General features: G+C 59.5%; 15 protein-coding genes. 5 read left to right on the top strand and 10 right to left on the bottom strand.

From position 1 onward, the window contains the following. Nucleotides 1–150: 150 nt before the first annotated feature. The gene (locus HMPREF2565_RS14125) at nt 151–525 is read right to left on the bottom strand and encodes a hypothetical protein (protein ID WP_084738703.1); all 375 of its coding nucleotides are present in this window, start codon (nt 523–525) and stop codon (nt 151–153) included. On the opposite strand from HMPREF2565_RS14125, the gene istA reads away from it, so the two are divergent. Continuing rightward, on the top strand, nt 503–2110 hold the full coding sequence (istA, locus tag HMPREF2565_RS01745; RefSeq protein ID WP_071406791.1) for an IS21 family transposase: 1608 nt from the start codon (nt 503–505) through the stop codon (nt 2108–2110). The two genes, HMPREF2565_RS14125 and istA, sit on opposite strands and share 23 nt — an antisense overlap. 22 nt (nt 2111–2132) lie before the next feature. After that, a complete protein-coding gene (locus tag HMPREF2565_RS01740; RefSeq protein WP_071406790.1) occupies nt 2133–2891 on the top strand; it encodes an ATP-binding protein in 759 nt (252 codons plus the stop codon). A 282-nt stretch (nt 2892–3173) separates the two neighbouring features. Here the strand turns inward: HMPREF2565_RS01740 and HMPREF2565_RS01735 are convergent, their stop codons facing one another. From HMPREF2565_RS01735 to HMPREF2565_RS01725, 3 genes are all read right to left on the bottom strand, one after another. Continuing rightward, the gene (locus HMPREF2565_RS01735; protein WP_230308896.1) at nt 3174–3548 is read right to left on the bottom strand and encodes a TetR/AcrR family transcriptional regulator; all 375 of its coding nucleotides are present in this window, start codon (nt 3546–3548) and stop codon (nt 3174–3176) included. 184 nt (nt 3549–3732) lie between these two features. Next, a complete protein-coding gene (locus HMPREF2565_RS01730; RefSeq protein ID WP_071406789.1) occupies nt 3733–5955 on the bottom strand; it encodes a LamG-like jellyroll fold domain-containing protein in 2223 nt (740 codons plus the stop codon). Between the two features lie 203 nt (nt 5956–6158). Beyond that, nucleotides 6159–7943 carry a flavin-containing monooxygenase gene (locus HMPREF2565_RS01725; RefSeq protein ID WP_070718667.1) on the bottom strand — a complete coding sequence of 595 codons (1785 nt, stop codon included), beginning with the start codon at nt 7941–7943 and terminating at the stop codon, nt 6159–6161. Nucleotides 7944–8147: 204 nt separating this feature from the next. Here HMPREF2565_RS01725 and HMPREF2565_RS01720 point away from each other — a divergent pair, with 204 nt between their 5' ends. Both HMPREF2565_RS01720 and HMPREF2565_RS01715 read left to right on the top strand, forming a co-directional pair. After that, nucleotides 8148–8576 (top strand): OsmC family protein, encoded by a 429-nt coding sequence (locus HMPREF2565_RS01720; protein ID WP_046647305.1) that lies wholly within the window; start codon nt 8148–8150, stop codon nt 8574–8576. Nucleotides 8577–8703: 127 nt separating this feature from the next. Continuing rightward, on the top strand, nt 8704–9630 hold the full coding sequence (locus tag HMPREF2565_RS01715; RefSeq protein WP_070510474.1) for a DUF1906 domain-containing protein: 927 nt from the start codon (nt 8704–8706) through the stop codon (nt 9628–9630). Between the two features lie 23 nt (nt 9631–9653). On the opposite strand, the gene HMPREF2565_RS01710 is transcribed toward HMPREF2565_RS01715, so the two are convergent. The 6 genes from HMPREF2565_RS01710 to HMPREF2565_RS01685 form a co-directional block, all read right to left on the bottom strand. After that, complete coding sequence (locus tag HMPREF2565_RS01710) at nt 9654–10670, bottom strand: hypothetical protein (protein WP_071406788.1); 1017 nt, start codon at nt 10668–10670, stop codon at nt 9654–9656. 51 nt (nt 10671–10721) lie between these two features. Then, nucleotides 10722–12368, bottom strand: coding sequence for a solute symporter family protein (locus tag HMPREF2565_RS01705; protein WP_071406787.1), 1647 nt, complete (start codon nt 12366–12368; stop codon nt 10722–10724). Nucleotides 12369–12371: 3 nt separating this feature from the next. Then, nucleotides 12372–12716 (bottom strand): DUF485 domain-containing protein, encoded by a 345-nt coding sequence (locus tag HMPREF2565_RS01700; protein WP_046647301.1) that lies wholly within the window; start codon nt 12714–12716, stop codon nt 12372–12374. Nucleotides 12717–13189: 473 nt separating this feature from the next. Continuing rightward, a complete protein-coding gene (locus HMPREF2565_RS01695; RefSeq protein WP_070517051.1) occupies nt 13190–14047 on the bottom strand; it encodes an aldo/keto reductase in 858 nt (285 codons plus the stop codon). Nucleotides 14048–14223: 176 nt separating this feature from the next. After that, complete coding sequence (locus HMPREF2565_RS01690; protein ID WP_010187736.1) at nt 14224–14580, bottom strand: FKBP-type peptidyl-prolyl cis-trans isomerase; 357 nt, start codon at nt 14578–14580, stop codon at nt 14224–14226. 128 nt (nt 14581–14708) lie between these two features. Beyond that, nucleotides 14709–16001 (bottom strand): citrate synthase, encoded by a 1293-nt coding sequence (locus HMPREF2565_RS01685; RefSeq protein ID WP_083295485.1) that lies wholly within the window; start codon nt 15999–16001, stop codon nt 14709–14711. A gap of 151 nt (nt 16002–16152) precedes the next feature. On the opposite strand from HMPREF2565_RS01685, the gene serC reads away from it, so the two are divergent. Beyond that, nucleotides 16153–17283 carry a phosphoserine transaminase gene (serC, locus tag HMPREF2565_RS01680; RefSeq protein WP_071406786.1) on the top strand — a complete coding sequence of 377 codons (1131 nt, stop codon included), beginning with the start codon at nt 16153–16155 and terminating at the stop codon, nt 17281–17283. Nucleotides 17284–17418 lie beyond the last annotated feature (135 nt).

Genomic DNA, 17418 nt, shown 5'->3' with positions numbered 1-17418 from the left:
ACTGCTACCAAATAGCCGGTCGCAACACCAGAACCGAGAGCCGTTCAGCCTAAACGTGTCATTCTCCGTGAATAGTGGACGAGAATTCACAGTTTTCGCCTGCCATTTACCGTGAATGACATCAAGCACTGACGCTGGGACACGTCAGGCTCAGACGGCCTGAGCCTTTTCGTTGATGCGCGCTACACATTCAGTCGGGTTCTCCAAGGAAACGATGAACCGATCGAAATGCTCGTCTTTAAGCTCGATGACAACGGCATTCTCATAGCCGCTAATGTTCCAGAAATGTCGGCCGCCATCCGCGTGGAAGGTGCCCGCTAGCTTCTGTCCACTGCGCAGCCCCGGCGTGTCGATTTGGGGTAGTTGGTACCGCGAGTCCGCGTAGTTGGTACCGGTGTTCCGTGTATCCGGTACTGCAAGGGGTTTTCTTTCATAGTTGATGTTGGCGACACCACAATCCGCTGGTGTTGCGTCAACTTCTACTTGGAAGGAGCCGGTCCTTGTGGCCAACTTCAAGCAGATCATCGCGATGTGTCTTGATGGTGCTAGCTACGCGCAGATCACTCACGCATTGGGATGTTCACGACGGGAAGTATCCCGAGCAAAGAAAGTCATCAACGATGAGGCACTAACTCCAGAACAGTTCCGTCAACTCCCACCGGAATGGTTCGATGATCGATTCAGCGACGGCCGGAGTAAGCGGTCGTTGTCCTATGACCAGCCTGATTTTCAGGCTCTTGCACGCAAGCTGAGAAGTACAAAGCATGTGACCAGGCACAAGCTGTGGATGGACTACTTGTCGCAGCCGTGTCCGACGGACAAGACAAAGTACCAGTACTCCCAGTTCTGCAGTGGGCTCAGTGAATTTCTGCGTGCCAATGATCTCGTCGAAGTTATCACCCATGAGCCAGGCCAAGAGCTTTACGTTGACTGGGCCGGTGACAAAGTGCCTGTAGTAGATCAGGCCAGTGGTGATACCGCGTTCAAGGCGTCATTGTTCGTCGCGGTCAGCCCATACTCAGGGCTGATGTATGTCACGGCCGCTGCGAACGAGAAGATGCCGTCGTGGATCGAGTGCCACGTCAAAGCGTTGAACTATCTTGGCAAAGTACCAGCAGTTATCGTGCCCGATAATGCTTCTACGGCGACTTATCGGCCGAAGAAGAACTCTACATACCGGATGGTCACTGATCGCTACGCAGCGTTTGCAGACTATTACGGGATCACGATCGTGCCGACCAGGCCCGGCAGGCCTCGCGACAAGGCAGCGGTAGAGCGTGCCGTGAAAATCGCCTACACCAAAATCCTGGGTTACTTCAGCAACGAGGTCTTCTACAACCTCGATGAACTCAATGAGGCGATCGCTTGCCGTCTTGCCGATATCAACAGCGCAATGACGCGGCCTGATGGCACAACACGGCGCATGCGCTTTGAGCAAGAAGAAGCACCAGTGATGCGCGATCTGCCGCCGACGCCGTTTACGGAAGTGTCATACAAGCGGCTTAAAGTCGACCGCAATTGGCACATCACCTGTGACTACCAGTACTACTCTGTGCCATTTCAGCTGGTAGGAGAATCGGTAACAGTCAGGCTCACCCCGCAACTAGTAAGCATCTTCAGCGGGGAGCAGCTTGTTGCTGAACACACGCGCCTTCACGGATTCAAATACCGGTATTCCACCAACCCTCAGCATGCACCGCGTGGCGATGATGAAGGCCACAAGGCGCTTACCCGTGATGAGCTTTTGGCCTGGGCTTCGTCGTTTGGGGCAGCAACGCACGCAGTCATAGCGATGATCCTCGACCGCAATAGTGCCGCCGTACCCCGCGGACTCATCCAAGCACGCAACGTGCTGGCCAACCTGGGCAAAAAGCACAACAAAGCCACCCTGGAACCTGCCTGCCAGCAGGTCTTAGACAAGAAGCTGGCCCCAACGATGGCAGTGATCAAACGCATCCAGACTGACATTGCCCACGCCCAACAACATCCCGGGCCACCAGGGCTAAAAACACAGCCTGTGGCCAAACACCACCCACGCCCAAGTACCCCGCTTACCGGTGAGGTGGCCGATGCCGTCTTTATCCGGCCTGCTGATCACTACGAAAACTAGAAGGAATAAGGAGTGTGAAACCATGAGCAGTATCGACGACGAGATTGTGCGGGCGAAAATGCGCAAGCTTCGCGTATCAACCTTCGCTGACATCTTCTACGAGGTTGTCAACGACGAGGCCTATGCGGATGCGCTACCAGAAGACATCTTCCTCGCCGCAGTCGAAGAAGCCTACACACAACGACAACAACGCAACATTGCCAAGGCTATAACCCAGGCTAAATTCCGATACCCGGATGCAAGCCTGGCTGAAATTACCCGGGCAGAACAACGCGGTATCAACATGCGTCAGCTGAAACGAATCGCAGCAACTAACTGGCGGGAAAACCCGACCAACATTCACATCCTCGCACCGACGGGAACAGGCAAGACCTACATTGCCTGCGCCATCGGCATCGCCGCGTGCAAGGCCGGATATTCCGTGGCGTACTACCGGCTGGATCAACTTGTAGACATGCTGGCGGTCTTCTCACCGACTGACCAAAACTACCTCGTCAAGATGCGGAAACTGATCAACGTCGATGTCCTTATCATCGACGACTTTATGACCATCAGCATCAACCAGCGCGGGCAAGAAGACCTAACCAAGATCATATTCGACCGCGACGGAAGGCTCCCAACACTGATCTCCTCCCAATCAGCCGCCGCCTACTGGGTTGAAACACTGCCAGACAGAGTCGGAGCCGATTCACTCGTAAGCCGCCTCAACAACGGCCACCGAATCCGCATCGGAGACTTCGACATGCGCAAGGCCACCGCCCCAATAGAACTGGACGAATAAAGCAAACAGCCGGGCCGACTCCGTCGGCCCGGCCCCGGTACCAACTACCCGGAACCCGGCAGTACCGGGTCTCCGGAACACCGGTACCAAAACCCGCATCTGACACCGGCGCACGAAAACCTTTTGGCTCATGCTTCATGCCAGGGTCATGGGTAGCGCCTCGCACATGCTCCCACGGAACCTTGATACTGCCGGTCAACGACCAGAGCTTATCTAGCCCGAGTGGTTCGACGATGAGTTCTGTTTCTGTCAGAGTGAGTTTGTTGTTCATGATGCCTCCCCTTAGTGTTTGCGTCCTTGTGCACGGGCGAGCGCATGCTGCCCTAACGATTCCGGGCCCGTGAAGCACAGTTCATAAGCCCGCTGGATAAGCTCGCGTAAATCCTTACTGACTGGCGCCACCTCAACCAGTGCCACCACCACGAAGTCCTTTGTCGCATCCGATACTCGGCCGCCTTCAGCTTCAGCGCACACCGTTTCAGCTGCTGCACGAAACAGTCCATGCTTCGAGCCATAAAGGTTGTAGAAGCTGGACCGGTTAAGTCCCAGTTGATTCACCACATCATCCACTGAGACTGCAGTGAATCCGTTCGTGCCAAATAACGCGATCGCGCCGGCAAGAACTTCTTTTTCATTGAATTTACGAGGCCGTCCCATAAGTTTCACACTACTCATTCCAGAATGGTTTGTCCATAACTAGATTGCCGTTGGCCACGCAGCGAAGCCGCTTCATCGAAGCAACGTTTCTAACAAATAGTGACCGCCGCGAAATGTAGCAACACAACAGAAAATCCCCCGTCTCACTGTGAGACGGGGGATGGAGGTTAGTGGGCTGAGCTCTCTAGTTCAGGCCCGGAATCTTCGGCAGCTGTGGCTGTGGGATGTTCAGACCGAAGATGCGGTTGATGGTGGGAATGAGGCCGTAGGCAGCACCGCCAAGGACTGCGATGACTGCCAGGATTGGAGCAATAATCTTCGCGCCGCGGCTCGAGCCGGCGAAGAAGGCCGCAGCCATGTCGTCGGCGGAAGGTTCGTTGGTGTGAGTCGGTTCAGTGGGCTTGGTTGGCTCGCTAGGCGTCGTGGTGGAGGTGGTCGGCCCTTCCTCCTTTGCGGCAGGGCGGGCGGTGAGCCACTCATCGGAGTCCAGAACGCCCTGGGTCAGGCGGGTCTCACCAATCCAGCCGTACCACGGGTCCTGCGGCTTGCGGTTATCAAAGCCAGCGCCCATGACCCACTGCAGGTCGCGCGGGAGGAGACCTTCAGCGCCCTTGGCGTTGCGCAGGATCGGTGCGCCGTTGATGAACATCTCAACGGTGTCGGAATCCGGCTTGTTCACCACAGCGATGTGCATCCACTCATCGGTGGGCACCTCGTGGGACCACACGGTCGAGCCTTCGCCTTCCTTGGGCTCCGCCCACCAGCGCAGCTCACGCAGGTTGGAGATGCCGAACATGACGGTGGGGTCGGTGTCCTCGGAGCCGTCGACAAGCTCAGCAATGCTGGAGTCGCGGGAGAGCGCACTGCCCCAGCCGTGCTCAGAGCCGTTGAAATCCTTCGGAATCTTCACAAAGGACTCGAAGGTGTAGCCCGCGGAAGTATCGACCTTGTTGATCTCAGCGCCTTCCTTGGAACGGAACTCCGCCATTGCGGCCTGACCAGCCGGGTCGGACCAGTAGAGGGATCCAGAATCAGAGGACAGCGGGTGGTGATCCTTGGTGTAAGTGATGCGCTCACCCGTGTTGGAAGGACCGCCTTCGCGAACGAGGTCGCCAGCGCCATCAGCACCAAAGGCATCCGGAATGACAGCGCCCTCGGTGGCCACGTCGCCGTCGGCAAGCTGCTTGCCTTCCTTGTTCTTGGTCTGACCTGGGCGCCAGTGGAAGACGGTCTTGTCGGACTTCACGAAGTCGTTCGGGCCCTCCGGAAGCTGATCCTTCGGGATGGTGTACGGGGTGTATCCTTCCTCCGCGATGTCGCGGGCCTTCTGGCCAAGGTCTGGGTCATTCTCATCGCCGATGGTCCACTCCGGGGCGAAGTCAGCGAAGCGCTCCTTGAAGTTGAGCGGCACGTGGTAGCTATCGCCCTTGCCGTCGAGGATGAGCTTGTCGAACTGCGTGAGCTCCTTCGCCGGCTTCTGCGCCACCCACGGAGACAGGGCGGTCATCTCCAGTTCGTTGCCGGAGAGATCGAACTCAAGCACGCCGAGCAGGCCGTTACCGCCTTGGTAGGCCATCTGGTAGTCCTGCAGGATACCGATGACGTCGTGGCCTGCATCGTTCTTATCCACGCGGTAGCCCGCGCCGTGGTGGTGGCCGCCCATGGTGAGGAAAATCTGGTCGTTCTTCTTGATGAACTTGTCCCACAGGCCCTTGCCGTAGTCCTCGGAGTAGAAGACTTCGCCGGCGCCATCGATGTTGAGAACCTCGTGGCTGGTGAGGATGACTGGCAGGTCCGGGTGGGCATCGAGAACGCCCTGCGCCCACTCTAGCGCCGCATCGTCAGCGCGCCAGCCCAGCGCCAGGACCAGGTACTTCTGCCCCTCGGCCTCAAAAATGTGGTACTCGGAGTCATTGTTGACCGCGGTGTGGCGCTCCTGGAAGGTATCCGGGTTAGCGTCCTTGGCGCGCTCAGCGCTGAAGTATTCGTTGTACGGGTGCGCCGACTTGTCCTCAATCATGTCGTGGTTGCCCGGCAGGATGGAGTAGTTCAGCTTGGAATCATCGAGGACCTTCATGGCCTCATTGGCGACCTTCCACTCCCCTTCCACATCCGCTTGGTCCACCACGTCACCAAGGTGCGTAGCGAAGTCCATGTTGAGCGCTTCCTGGTTCTTCACCAGCCACTCGACCTGCGCCTTAAAAGGCTCGCTGCCGTAGCGCGCCTGGGCCAGGTTGCCCGTTTCCGGAGTGGAGTAACGGGAATAGAACTGGGTATCCGGCAGCACGCCGATGCTAAATCGCGAGCCCAGGCCTTCTGCAGGTTCGGCAGCAGAGGCAGGGACGACGAGGAACGTACCGGCCACCGAGGCGGTGACCACGGTGCCGAGCAGGCGGCGAGCAGTCATAGATCTTCCTATCAAAACGAAGTAGTGAGGTTGCTTCATGGTTTAAGCCATGGAGCAACCGACAGAGACAAGGAAAGATTATGGCCCGGAGTTTGCGACCGCGTGACCACAATGTGAATTTCCTTTTAAATGACTACCCGCCTTTTAGCCCCCTCATGAGAATGCCGTCTACTTCCGCAGGCTCCTGCCTGCGCTCTTCTGCCTTAAGAGGTGTGGTACACCGGCGCCAGTTCATAGACCGGAGTATCCATCCCCTCATAGCGCGCCTTGAGCTGAAGCGCTAGGTAGCGCGAATAGTGGCGCGATTGGTGCAGGTTGCCGCCGTGGAACCACAGCTGCGGCACCTGAGTGGGCTTCCACATGTTGCGCAGCTCGCCCTCCCACGGGCCGGGATCCTTGGTGGTATCCGAGCCCAAGCCCCAGCACTTGCCCACGGTGTCAGCAACTTCCTTAGAAATCAACTGCTCGGCCCAGCCATTCATAGAGCCGTAACCGGTGGCCAGCACGATGACATCGGCGGGCAATTCGGTACCGTCGGTGAGCACCACGGACTTTTCCTTCACCTCCGCGATGGACACGCCAGACTTCACCGGGATCGAGCCGTCGATGACCAGCTCGCTGGCACCGACGTTGATGTAGTAGCCCGAACCACGGCGCAGGTATTTCAGATAAAGACCCGAGCCGTCATCGCCAAAGTCGTTCTGGAAGCCGGCCTTCTCCAAACCGTCATAAAAGTCTTTATCGGCCTCACGGATGCCATCGAAGACTTCACGGTGGACGTCGGGAAGCACAGCGTAGGGCCAGGAAGCAAAGAGGAGGTCCGCCTTGTCCGTATCCACACCGGCCTCCACGGCTTCTTCCGAGTAGAGCGGGCCAAAGACATCCTTCATGAGGGTGTCCGATTGCACGATGTGCGTGGAGGAACGCTGAATCATGACCGGCCGCGCACCATGCGCGTAGAGGTCCGCGGCGATGTCGTGGGCGGAGTTGTTCGCGCCCAGCACAATGACGTCCTTGCCCTCATCGCCTGCGCCACCCGGGTGTTCCGAGGAGTGCCGGATTTCCCCGGCGAAGTTCTCCTGCCCCTCCAGGTGGGGACGATTCGGCACACCGGACATGCCCGTGGCCAGAACCAGCTGTGTGGGTTCCAGAAGAATCTCTTCCCCGTCCTTGCGAACGGTGACCTTCCACGTGCCGCTGGACTCATCGAAGGAGGCCTTCATGCACTCGCTATTGGTCCAGTAATCCAAGTCCATGATGCCCACGTAGTGCTCCAGCCAGTCCCCCATCTTGTCTTTCGGGGTGAACACCGGCCAGTCATCTGGGAAGGGGAGGTACGGCAGGTGGTCGTACCACACGGGATCGTGCAGGCACAGCGAGTGGTAGCGGCCGCGCCACTGGTCGCCGGGGCGGCCCGCCTTATCGACGATAAGCGTGGGAACACCTTGGCGCTTCAGGCGCGCCCCGAGCGCGATACCGCCCTGGCCACCACCGATAATGAGGACGTAGGGCTGTTCCGTATGCCCCAGTGCCGCACGGCGCTCCTCCCGCAGGTCCGCCCAGTTCTTAGCGCCCTTGACCACCTTGTGCTCCGTGCCCAGCGGGCGGCGGCGCCCCTTAGGCTCCGGGAAATCCTTGAGCTCGCGCGCGGAGGTGAGGAAGGTCCAGGCCTTAGCGTCGCGCAGGCGCGCGACGGCGGTGACATAGAAGTTCGCAGACTCACACGTGAAGTGGACCCGCGTTACGCCATTGCCTTCGTCCTCCACCTCTGTTATCTCCGGGTTGTCGAGCGCAGCGTCAGTGCCAGCGATCATCGCGGCGATGGCTTCCGAACCTTCGGCGGTGTGCAGGTTCCACGTCACCGCGGCAAGATCCCGCCAGAAGCCCCCGGGCTCGAAAACCTTCTCCACGTCTTCCACGCCAGGCTTCTCTTGGTGCGTGAGGGCGACGAGCTTGTCTAGCCAGTCACGAGCATCCACGGTTTCCATAGCCACTACTCCTTTGGGTCGAAAAATTGTTTGCACCACTATTACCGATCTAAAGAGACGTGAGTCACAGCCCCGCCCCCATCAGATAACTTTGCAAATTGACCTACCTGACCTTTCCGCCGCTCACCACGACGCGGTTAAGGCTTGCAAATCTCGGCTCCCTCCCCCGCTACCCGGCTCCCCCACCATCACTAGGATGACGCTATGAGCAACATCACCAAGAAATACTCCGTCGACGTCACCCGCATCGATACAGGCCACTACCGCGCCACGAATGCCGAAGGAATCAGCCTCGAGTTCGGCCGCGCTGAGGGACTACTCAGCCCAGTTGAGTTGCTGCTCGCCGCCGTGGCGGGCTGCTCGGCCGTGGACATCGACGTGGTCACCTCGCGCCGCACAGAGCCGGAGATTTTCGACGTCCACGTTGAAGGCACCCGCGTCGACGAAGACGGGGCCTCGCGACTGAGCGACGTCGACGTGGAATTCTCCCTCCGCTTTCCCGCTACCGACGCCGGACGCCAGGCCCAGTCCATGGTGGAGCGCCTCGTGCGCATCTCCCAAGAAAAGGACTGCACCGTCTCCCGCACGGTGGAAAATCCCACTAACGTCACGTTCCGCACGACAAAGCCTTAAGCACCTTTAAACAAAGGGATTGCCGTCGCGCCCAGCAAATGCTACCCCTGGTGCAATTTTTAACCATTGTGACTAAAGTGATTGCGGAAACTTTCTTCTTCACCGCCTCCCAAGGAGAATTCACACCATGTCCTTGTCCCGTCGTTCCCTGTTCAAGGCCGGTGCTCTCACGCTGGCCGCCGGTGCCATCGGTAGCCAGGCGCCCGCCGCTCTCGCCGTGGGCCCAGCTTTAGGCACCATCATCGACTTCTCTGCCGGTGTTCCTTCCGCCCGCGCCATCAAGGCAGCCGGCCACCTCGGCGCCATCCGCTACGTATCCCAACGCCGCCCCGGCGCCGAATGGATGAAGGGCAAGCCTGTCACCCTGGCGGAGACCAAGGCCAACGCAGCGGCAGGCCTCAAGACCGCTTCCATCTACCAGTTTGGCCGCGCGGAAACTGCGGACTGGCTCAACGGCGCTGCGGGCGCCGCAGTCCATGCGCCGCAGGCCATCGCCATCCACAAGGCTGCGGGCGGGCCGACCGGGCGCCCCATCTACATTGCCATCGATGACAATCCCACCCGCGCCCAGTACGAGAACCAGATCCGCCCCTACCTCAAGGCCTTCTCCGCAGCGCTGAGCGCCGCGGGCTACCAGACTGGCGTGTATGGCAACTACAACGTCATCGACTGGTGTGTTGCCGACCGCATCGGCCAGTTCTACTGGATGCACGACTGGGGCTCTGGCGGAAAGCTCCACCCGCGCACCACCATCCACCAGAAGGCCAAGAATCAAGCCACTATCGACGGCATTACGTGCGATATCAACACCGTATATGCCAACGACTGGGGCCAGTGGACCCCGGGCGATGGTGCTGTGGAGCCGCCAAAGGTCAAGGACATCCCGGCAGTGCCTGACGACATCCCGTTGCCCAATGTTTCCCTGCCGGATCCCACCGGGCGCGGCTCCAGCGTCAGCGGCGATGGCATCACCATCGCCGGCTCCTCCATTAGCAATGACCAGGTGCGCGGCGCGGTGGATATCCTCAACACCGTGCGCAAATCCATGAGCTAATCAACACGCGGCGGCGCTGGTCTCTACCGCGCCGCCGTTGTCTTCGCCGCCGAAGAAGACGGCGTGGAGGACGACGACGTGGTCGATGACGCCGGTTCCGGCGACTCTGTGGACGCCGCTGGCTTTGAGATGCTGGAGGGGGCAGCGGTAGACGTCGTCAAGCGCGTGGTGCTAGCGCCGGGATGGGCCAGCGCCTCTTTGTTCAAGTTGTTTCCCTTCACGAGGTTCTTACCCGTGATTTCCTTGCGCACGTAGGACGTGAGCTCCTCGGCTGAGCCCTCGATGGAGGCAGCCACAACAAAATTCTCTCCAAACGACACCGAGGAATGGCGGTCCTTACTGTCGGACCAACCCCACTTGGAGCCCACGACGTCACTGAGCTTCGCGGTGCCATAGTTTTGCTGGTAGCCATCGGCTGAGACGGCATCGGCGTGGGACATCGCCACCAAAACTGGGTGCGTCGGATCATCTTCCAAAAGCTGGACGATGAAGCGCACCACGTCATAGGTTGAGGTCATCGAGTGACCCCAATCCTCCCCCGCTGACGTAGAGTCCAGTCCATAGTCCTTGGCGATTGCATCGATGGACCGCGGGTACTTCTCAAAGAGCTTCCCGGCGCTCTCATCCGAAGAATCAGCAATCATGTCCAGCGCTAGATACTTGTCCTCGAAGGAACCGTGCTCCAACACGTAGGCAGCGATGTAGAGCTTGATCAGGCTTAGCGCATAGCGCGGCTGGTGCTCGGTGGGCGAGCCCATATGCATGCCTGTCTCAATGCGGTAGTACGTGATTGACTTCTCGTCATCGCCCTTGAGGAATTGCCCCACGGTGTCCTCTACCGCCGCGAGCTGTGGATCGCCCTTCTTATGCGCGATGGGGCCGGGAGTAGCCGTGCTGGTGTGCGTTGGGCGCCCCACCGTGGAGTCTTCTTCATTCGCAGGCGAGCACGCGACAAGGGCCGTGGCACCGAGCACGCACGCCAGAAGGGCGGCACCAGCACGCGCTGGTACCGCCCTATAACGAGGCTGCGGGTAAAACACGAGGTTAGAGTCTACCCGCTACCGTTTGGAATGTAGTGCTTGAGGTGGCGCTTAGTGGTCCACCGGAGCCTCCACGCCCACACCGGTCAGGGAGCGAACCTCCATCTCGGCGGACAGCTCTTCCAGGTTGTCCGGCGGGGTCATGATGGACACGATCCAACCGGCGAAGAAGGCCAGCGGGATGGTCACGAGGCCCGGAGAGGACAGCGGGAAGATGGACCAGTCGGCGTTCGGAAACATCGAGGTCGGGGTACCGGAGACCGCCGGAGACAGGAAGATGAGCACCAGGCAGGAGATAACACCGGTGTACATCGACGCCACGGCACCTGCGGTGTTGAATCGACGCCAGTACAGGGAGTACAGGATGGTCGGCAGGTTGGCGGAAGCAGCCACGGCAAAGGCCAGGGACACCAGGAAGGCAACGTTCTGGGTCATGGCCAGAATGCCCAGGATGATGGAGACAATGCCCAGGACGACCACGGTGATCTGGGAGACGCGGACCTGCTCAGCCTCAGTGGATTCACCGTTGCGGATGACGGAGTGGTAGATATCGTGCGCGATGGAGGCCGACGCAGTGATGGCCAGGCCAGCAACAACAGCCAGAACGGTAGCGAAGGCCACCGCGGAGATGACCGCCATGAAGATGGAGCCACCGATCTCCAGCGCCAGCAGCGGGGCCGCGGAGTTCGCACCGCCCGGTGCGGCGAGGATGCGGTCCGGACCAACGAGGGCGGCAGCGCCGTAGCCCAGCACCAGGGTCATGAGGTAGAAGGCACCGATGATGACGATGGCCCAGGTAACGGAACGTCGAGCCTCGGTCGCGGTCGGCACCGTGTAGAAGCGCATGAGCACGTGCGGCAGGCCACCAACACCCAGCACGAGGGCGATACCCAGGGAGATGAAGTCAAGCTTGGTGGTGAGGTTCTTGCCGTACTTCAGGCCCGGCTCCATGATCTGGGAGGCCTCGTAACCCTTCTCCTGGATAGCAGCGGAGTTGGCGTGCATATCAATGGCCTGGGTGAAGAGCGTGCTGAAGCCACCCTTCAGCATGACGAAGGTCAGGATGCACATGATGACCACGCCGGTGACCAGGAGCACGGCCTTGATCATCTGCACGTAGGTCGTACCCTTCATGCCACCAACGAGGACGTAGACAATCATGAGGATGCCCACGATGCCGACAACAACGGCCTGCCACTTGAACTCGTGAATGTCCAACAGCACGGCAACCAGGGAGCCGGCGCCTGCCATCTGGGCAATGAGGTAGAACAGCGACACGAACAGGGTCGAAATCGCGGCCGCCACGCGCACCGGGCGCTGCTTGAGGCGGAAGGACAGCACGTCGGCCATGGTGAAGCGGCCGACGTTACGCATCGGCTCCGCGACGAGCATCAGGGCGACGAGCCAGGCAACGAAGAAGCCGACCGAGTAAAGGAAGCCATCGTAGCCGTTGAGGGCGACAGCACCGACGATGCCCAAGAAGGACGCGGCGGAGAGGTAGTCACCGGAAATAGCTAGGCCATTCTGGCGGCCGGAGAAGCTACCACCACCGGTGTAGAAGTCAGAGGCTTCCTTGGTGGACTTACCTGCACGCAGCACCACGTACATGGTGACGACAAGGAAGGCGGCGAAGACCGCAATATTCAAAATCGGATTGCCAGCGGAGGATTCCGCTTGGGCCAAGGTAATGGTCTGCATGGTTTAGCCCTCCAGTTCCTGGCGAATAGCCGCCGCCTGCGGCTCGATGTTCTTGTTGGCGTAATTGACGTAGATGTACGTAATGATGAAGGTGGTCAGGAACTGAGCCAAGCCGAAGATAAGGCCGACGTTCCAACCGCCGCCAAGCTCGATGGCCATGAAGTCGGGCGCAAAAACTGCGGCCAGCACGTAGAGGACGTACCACAGAAAGAACGCCACTGTCATGGGGAAGGTGAACTTGCGGTATGTGCCGCGCAGCTTCGCAAACTGCGAGCTATCGCGCATCTCGACGAACTCTTGCGGCGTCGGTTCGCGGCGCGAGTCAATCGAAGCAGGTGCGTCAGTCATGTCGCTCTCCTTACAAGGGAATCTTTTCTCCACAAACCGCGGTGAGAGACTAACTACAGTGTCTTCAGTCACGTTTTGCCTTGCCCAGTAAGTTACCTAACCTCTCTTGCAAGGTTGTAAATCCTGCCAAGAAAAGTTAATAACGCACACTTTTATTACCCCCTACCCCCGCGATGACATGGGATTTCTATCGCGTTGCCAACACCCCCACAGGAAACTCCAAACAGTGAATCTAATTTAGCAAAGCGAAACTTCGCAGCCATTGTGGAGAGCTTCGCGCTTTTGCGGCATCCCTCAGAGCACCCTCACCCCCCTTGCACGCCCACTGCCAGAAAGCACAACAAAACCCGCCTTCCCCGCTCCGCCCCTCCCCTATTTATCCCTATTTATAAGGAATAAGAAAAATATAGTGAAGGAGAAACAAAGCGTGGAAGGCGGGCTCTATCGCTCGCACTGGGACTGTGCCCGGCTATTTAAGCGCCAGGGAACTCACGCGGATCCTTAAACATGCGGCCAAAACCTTCCTGACCGTCGAGCGCATCGAGTGCGGCAACATCCTCTGGTGCAAGCTCCACCTCCGCGGCCGCGAAGTTCTCCGCTAGGCGCTCTCGGCGGCTGGACTTCGGAATAACGGAAATGCCCTTGCTCAACAGGTACGCCAGCACGGCCTGGCCCGGGGTGATGTCGTGCTTCTCAGCGACGGCGATGACCTCTGGGTTATTGAGGATCACACCGCGCGCCAGCGGGGACCACGCCTCCGTCACGATTCCGTGGTTGTCGTGGAACTGACGCAGCTCCGGCTGCGTGAAGCCCGGGTGCAACTCCACCTGGTTGAGGACCGGAACGATACCCGTCTCATCGATTAGAGTCTGCAGGGTCTCCTCGTAGAAGTTAGCCACGCCAATCGACGCGATCTGCCCCATGCCCTGCATGCGGGCAATCTCCTCGAAGGTTTCCACGTACAGCCCGCCCTGCGGCCAAGGCCAGTGGATGAGGTAGAGGTCGAGGTAATCCAGCTGCAGCTTATCCAGGGACGTACGGAAGGCCTGGCCTACCTTGTCTTTACCGTGGTGATCATGCCAGACCTTGCTGGTAATAAAGAGCTCATCGCGGGTGACGTCGCCGGCCTTCATGGCGTCATGCAACGCCTGGCCCAGCTCTTCTTCATTCTCGTAGAGGGTGGCGGTGTCGAAGTGGCGGTAGCCCAGCTCGATTGCTTCACGCACGGCGCGGACGAGATCCTCCCCGCGCAGCTTATAGGTTCCAAGCCCCAGCAGGGGCATCTCGCGGTCATCATTGAACGTGGTTTGTGGGACACTCATGGCTTCCATTGTGCCGCACTCCCGCGCGCTGTGGGGGAAGATTCTGGTATCACCGACCGCACGGCAGCCCTTAACGCGCGAACCGCCCTGACCGGCCGCGCAGAAGGCGCGGCCGGTCAGGGCGTTCAGAGCGTCGACAGCCCAAAGGAAAGAGGCACTACCCTCCATTCCTTTAGGCTTTGGATTTAGGCACGAATGAGGTCGATAACGAAGGTCAGCGTGCGGCCGGACAGCGGGTGTGCACCACCGGCGGGGCCATAGGCCTTCTCCGGCGGGATAACCAGCTTGCGGCGGCCGCCCACCTTCATACCTGGGATGCCCTCTTGCCAGCCGGCGATGAGGCCGGTCAGCGGGAACTCGATCGACTGACCACGACCCCACGAAGAGTCGAACTCCTGGTTCGTCTCATAGTCGACACCTACGTAGTGGACCTCAACGAAGCCGCCCGGCTGGGCTTCGGCGCCGTCACCCACCACGATGTCTTCGATGACAAGGTCCTGGGGAGCAGGCTCCGTTGCCGGCTCAATTACGGGCTTTTCCATTGGGGATTATCCTCCTTGGACTGTTTTCTTCTTTGCTGGCCGCATACACGTGGGCCGAGCCACAACACTCCCCAGTATAAGGGGAGATGTGGGGCTCGGCCCTAGAAATGCAGCGTATGGGCTATTGTTTAGCGCTCGCTGCGCGGGGTGACCTTGCGCAGGGTCTCGCCGGTGTAGATCTGGCGCGGGCGGTTGATCTTGGTGTTGAGCTCAAGCTGCTCACGGTACTGAGCAATCCAGCCCGGCAGACGGCCGATGGCGAAGAGGACGGTGAAGAAGTCCGTCGGGAAGCCCATGGCGCGGTAGATCAGGCCGGTGTAGAAGTCGACGTTCGGGTAGAGCTTGCGGGAGACGAAGTAGTCGTCGTTCAGCGCAATCTCCTCGAGCTTCATAGCCAGGTCCAGCATCGGGTCCCCACCCAGGTGATCGATGATCTCGTGAGCGGTGTCCTTGACGATTGCCGCGCGCGGGTCGTAGTTCTTGTACACGCGGTGGCCGAAGCCCATGAGGCGAACGCCCTTTTCCTTGTTCTTCACGCGGTTCATGAAGTCGGTGGCGTCGCCGTCGTGGTTGTTCTGGATATCCTCAAGCATCTCCAGAACGGCCTGGTTCGCGCCGCCGTGCAGCGGGCCGGACAGGGCGTTGATACCACCGGCGATGGCGACGAACAGGTTGGCCTGCGCGGAGCCAATCATGCGAACGGTGGAGGTGGAGCAGTTCTGCTCGTGGTCAGCGTGCAGGATAAGGAGCTTATCCAGAGCCTTGGCCACGATCGGGTCGACCTCATACTCCTCAGTCGGGTAACCGAACATCATGCGCAGGAAGTTCTCGCGAGCGTTCAGCTTGTTATCCGGGTACATGTAGGGCTTGCCCTGGGATGCACGGTAAGCGTAAGCGGCCAGCATCGGCACCTTGGCCAGCAGGCGGACGGTTGCCTTATCCAGCTGCTCCTCATCCAGCGGGTTAAGCTGATCCTGGTAGTAAGCGGAGAGAATGTTAACGGAAGAGGCAAGAACGGCCATCGGGTGCGCGTCGCGCGGGAAGATATTGAAGGCGGCCTTAAAATCCTCATCCAGCAGGGTGTGGTGACGGATATCAGTGTTGAACTTCGACAGCTCGTCCTCGGTCGGCAGGTGTCCCTTAATCAACAGGTAGGACACCTCGTTAAAGGTGGCGTTCTCAGCGAGATCCGCGATGTCGTAGCCACGGTGACGGAGGATGCCTTCCTCACCGTTAATAAAGGTGATCTTGGACTCGGTGGAACCAGTAGCCGCATAACCCGGGTCGAAGGTGACGAGGCCGGTCTCGTTACGGAGCTTGCCGATATCGAAGCCGGAGTCACCCTCCGTGGACTGCTTAATGTCCATCTCGTACTCGCCACCGGGGTACTGCAGTACAACCTTGTTGTTTTCAGATGCCACGTGTTTTCCTTTCCTCAATGTTCAACGCCGGCCAAGGCCGGCGCAACAAGACTAAACCTCTTCACACTTTAGCAAAACTTGTGACTCTGCCAACATTGGCAATCCTGGCAAAGTATCTAGTGCGCGAACGAAACTAGGCTACACTGCCCACATGAGCAACTCAGAACTCGTCCTGCCAGCAGATCTCCTCCCTACCGACGGCCGTTTTGGCTGCGGGCCGTCCAAGGTCCGCCCCGCCCAAATTGAGGCAATCACCGCCGGTGCCGACACCATCATTGGAACTTCGCACCGCAAGCCAGCCGTCAAGAACCTCGTCGGCTCCATCCGTGAGGGACTCTCCGAGTTGTTCGCACTGCCAGAGGGCTATGAAATTGTCCTCTCCCTCGGCGGTGCTACCGCTTTCTGGGACGCCGCAACCTTCGGTCTCATCGAAAAGAAGTCCGCGCACTTAAGCTTCGGCGAATTCTCCTCTAAATTTGCTAAAGCAGCATCCGCCGCCCCGTGGCTCGACGCCCCGCTCGTCACCGAAGCAGAGGTTGGCACCGCCCCAGACCCGAAGGCTGCCGACGCCGAAGGCGCCGACATCATCGCCTGGGCCCACAACGAAACCTCCACCGGCGCTATGGTTCCGGTCAGCCGCCCCAACCCCGATAACGCAGAGCAGCTCGTCGTCATCGACGCCACCTCAGGCGCCGGCGGCCTGCCGGTCAACATGTCTGATGCCGATGTCTACTACTTCTCACCCCAGAAGTGCTTTGCTTCCGACGGCGGCCTGTGGCTGGCTGCTATGTCCCCGGCGGCGCTGGAGCGCATCGAGAAGATCAACTCCTCCGATCGCTTCATCCCGGCCTTCCTGAACCTGCAGACCGCCGTGGACAACTCCCGCAAGAACCAGACCTACAACACTCCGGCCGTCGCCACGCTGCTCATGCTGGAGGACCAGGTGAAGTGGATGAACGCCAACGGCGGTCTCGACGGCATGGTCAAGCGCACCACGGAGAACTCCTCCATCTTGTACGACTGGGCCGAGTCACGCCCGGAGGCGACCCCCTTCGTGGCCGAGCCTTCCGAGCGCTCCTTGGTGGTCGGCACCATCGATTTCGAGGACTCTGTCGACGCCGCCGCAGTGGCCGCAACACTGCGCGCCAACGGCATTCTCGACGTCGAGCCTTACCGCAAGCTCGGCCGCAACCAGCTGCGCGTGGGCCTGTTCCCGGCGATCGACTCCGCGGATGTCACCAAGCTCACCAAGGCTATCGATTACGTTCTGGATAACCGTTAACCCGCGCCCCTAACTTGGCATGCCGCACCACACCATTTATTGCAGCCATTTGTAGCGGCATACAACATGCCCCGCGCTCTTGCCAGAGTTCGGGGCATGTTCTGGGTAAAGTGGACTTCATCACATGTCCGCTAC

It is taken from the genome of Corynebacterium sp. HMSC072A04 (assembly GCF_001809235.1).
In the GTDB taxonomy this organism is placed as follows: Bacteria; Actinomycetota; Actinomycetes; order Mycobacteriales; family Mycobacteriaceae; genus Corynebacterium; species Corynebacterium hiratae.
The sequence above is the reverse complement of the archived record's forward strand: the minus strand, read 5'-3'. Positions and strand labels throughout refer to the sequence as shown.

Excerpts from the sequence above, each read along its gene's own strand:
- HMPREF2565_RS14125 (WP_084738703.1), bottom strand. The coding sequence starts at position 525 with ATGATCTGCTTGAAGTTGGCCACAAGGACCGGCTCCTTCCAAGTAGAA.
- HMPREF2565_RS01740 (WP_071406790.1), top strand. The coding sequence starts at position 2,133 with ATGAGCAGTATCGACGACGAGATTGTGCGGGCGAAAATGCGCAAGCTT.
- HMPREF2565_RS01720 (WP_046647305.1), top strand. The coding sequence starts at position 8,148 with ATGAGCAACATCACCAAGAAATACTCCGTCGACGTCACCCGCATCGAT.
- HMPREF2565_RS01700 (WP_046647301.1), bottom strand. The coding sequence starts at position 12,716 with ATGACTGACGCACCTGCTTCGATTGACTCGCGCCGCGAACCGACGCCG.
- HMPREF2565_RS01730 (WP_071406789.1), bottom strand. The coding sequence starts at position 5,955 with ATGACTGCTCGCCGCCTGCTCGGCACCGTGGTCACCGCCTCGGTGGCC.
- serC (WP_071406786.1), top strand. The coding sequence starts at position 16,153 with ATGAGCAACTCAGAACTCGTCCTGCCAGCAGATCTCCTCCCTACCGAC.
- HMPREF2565_RS01725 (WP_070718667.1), bottom strand. The coding sequence starts at position 7,943 with ATGGAAACCGTGGATGCTCGTGACTGGCTAGACAAGCTCGTCGCCCTC.
- HMPREF2565_RS01695 (WP_070517051.1), bottom strand. The coding sequence starts at position 14,047 with ATGGAAGCCATGAGTGTCCCACAAACCACGTTCAATGATGACCGCGAG.
- HMPREF2565_RS01690 (WP_010187736.1), bottom strand. The coding sequence starts at position 14,580 with ATGGAAAAGCCCGTAATTGAGCCGGCAACGGAGCCTGCTCCCCAGGAC.
- HMPREF2565_RS01705 (WP_071406787.1), bottom strand. The coding sequence starts at position 12,368 with ATGCAGACCATTACCTTGGCCCAAGCGGAATCCTCCGCTGGCAATCCG.
- HMPREF2565_RS01735 (WP_230308896.1), bottom strand. The coding sequence starts at position 3,548 with ATGGGACGGCCTCGTAAATTCAATGAAAAAGAAGTTCTTGCCGGCGCG.
- HMPREF2565_RS01715 (WP_070510474.1), top strand. The coding sequence starts at position 8,704 with ATGTCCTTGTCCCGTCGTTCCCTGTTCAAGGCCGGTGCTCTCACGCTG.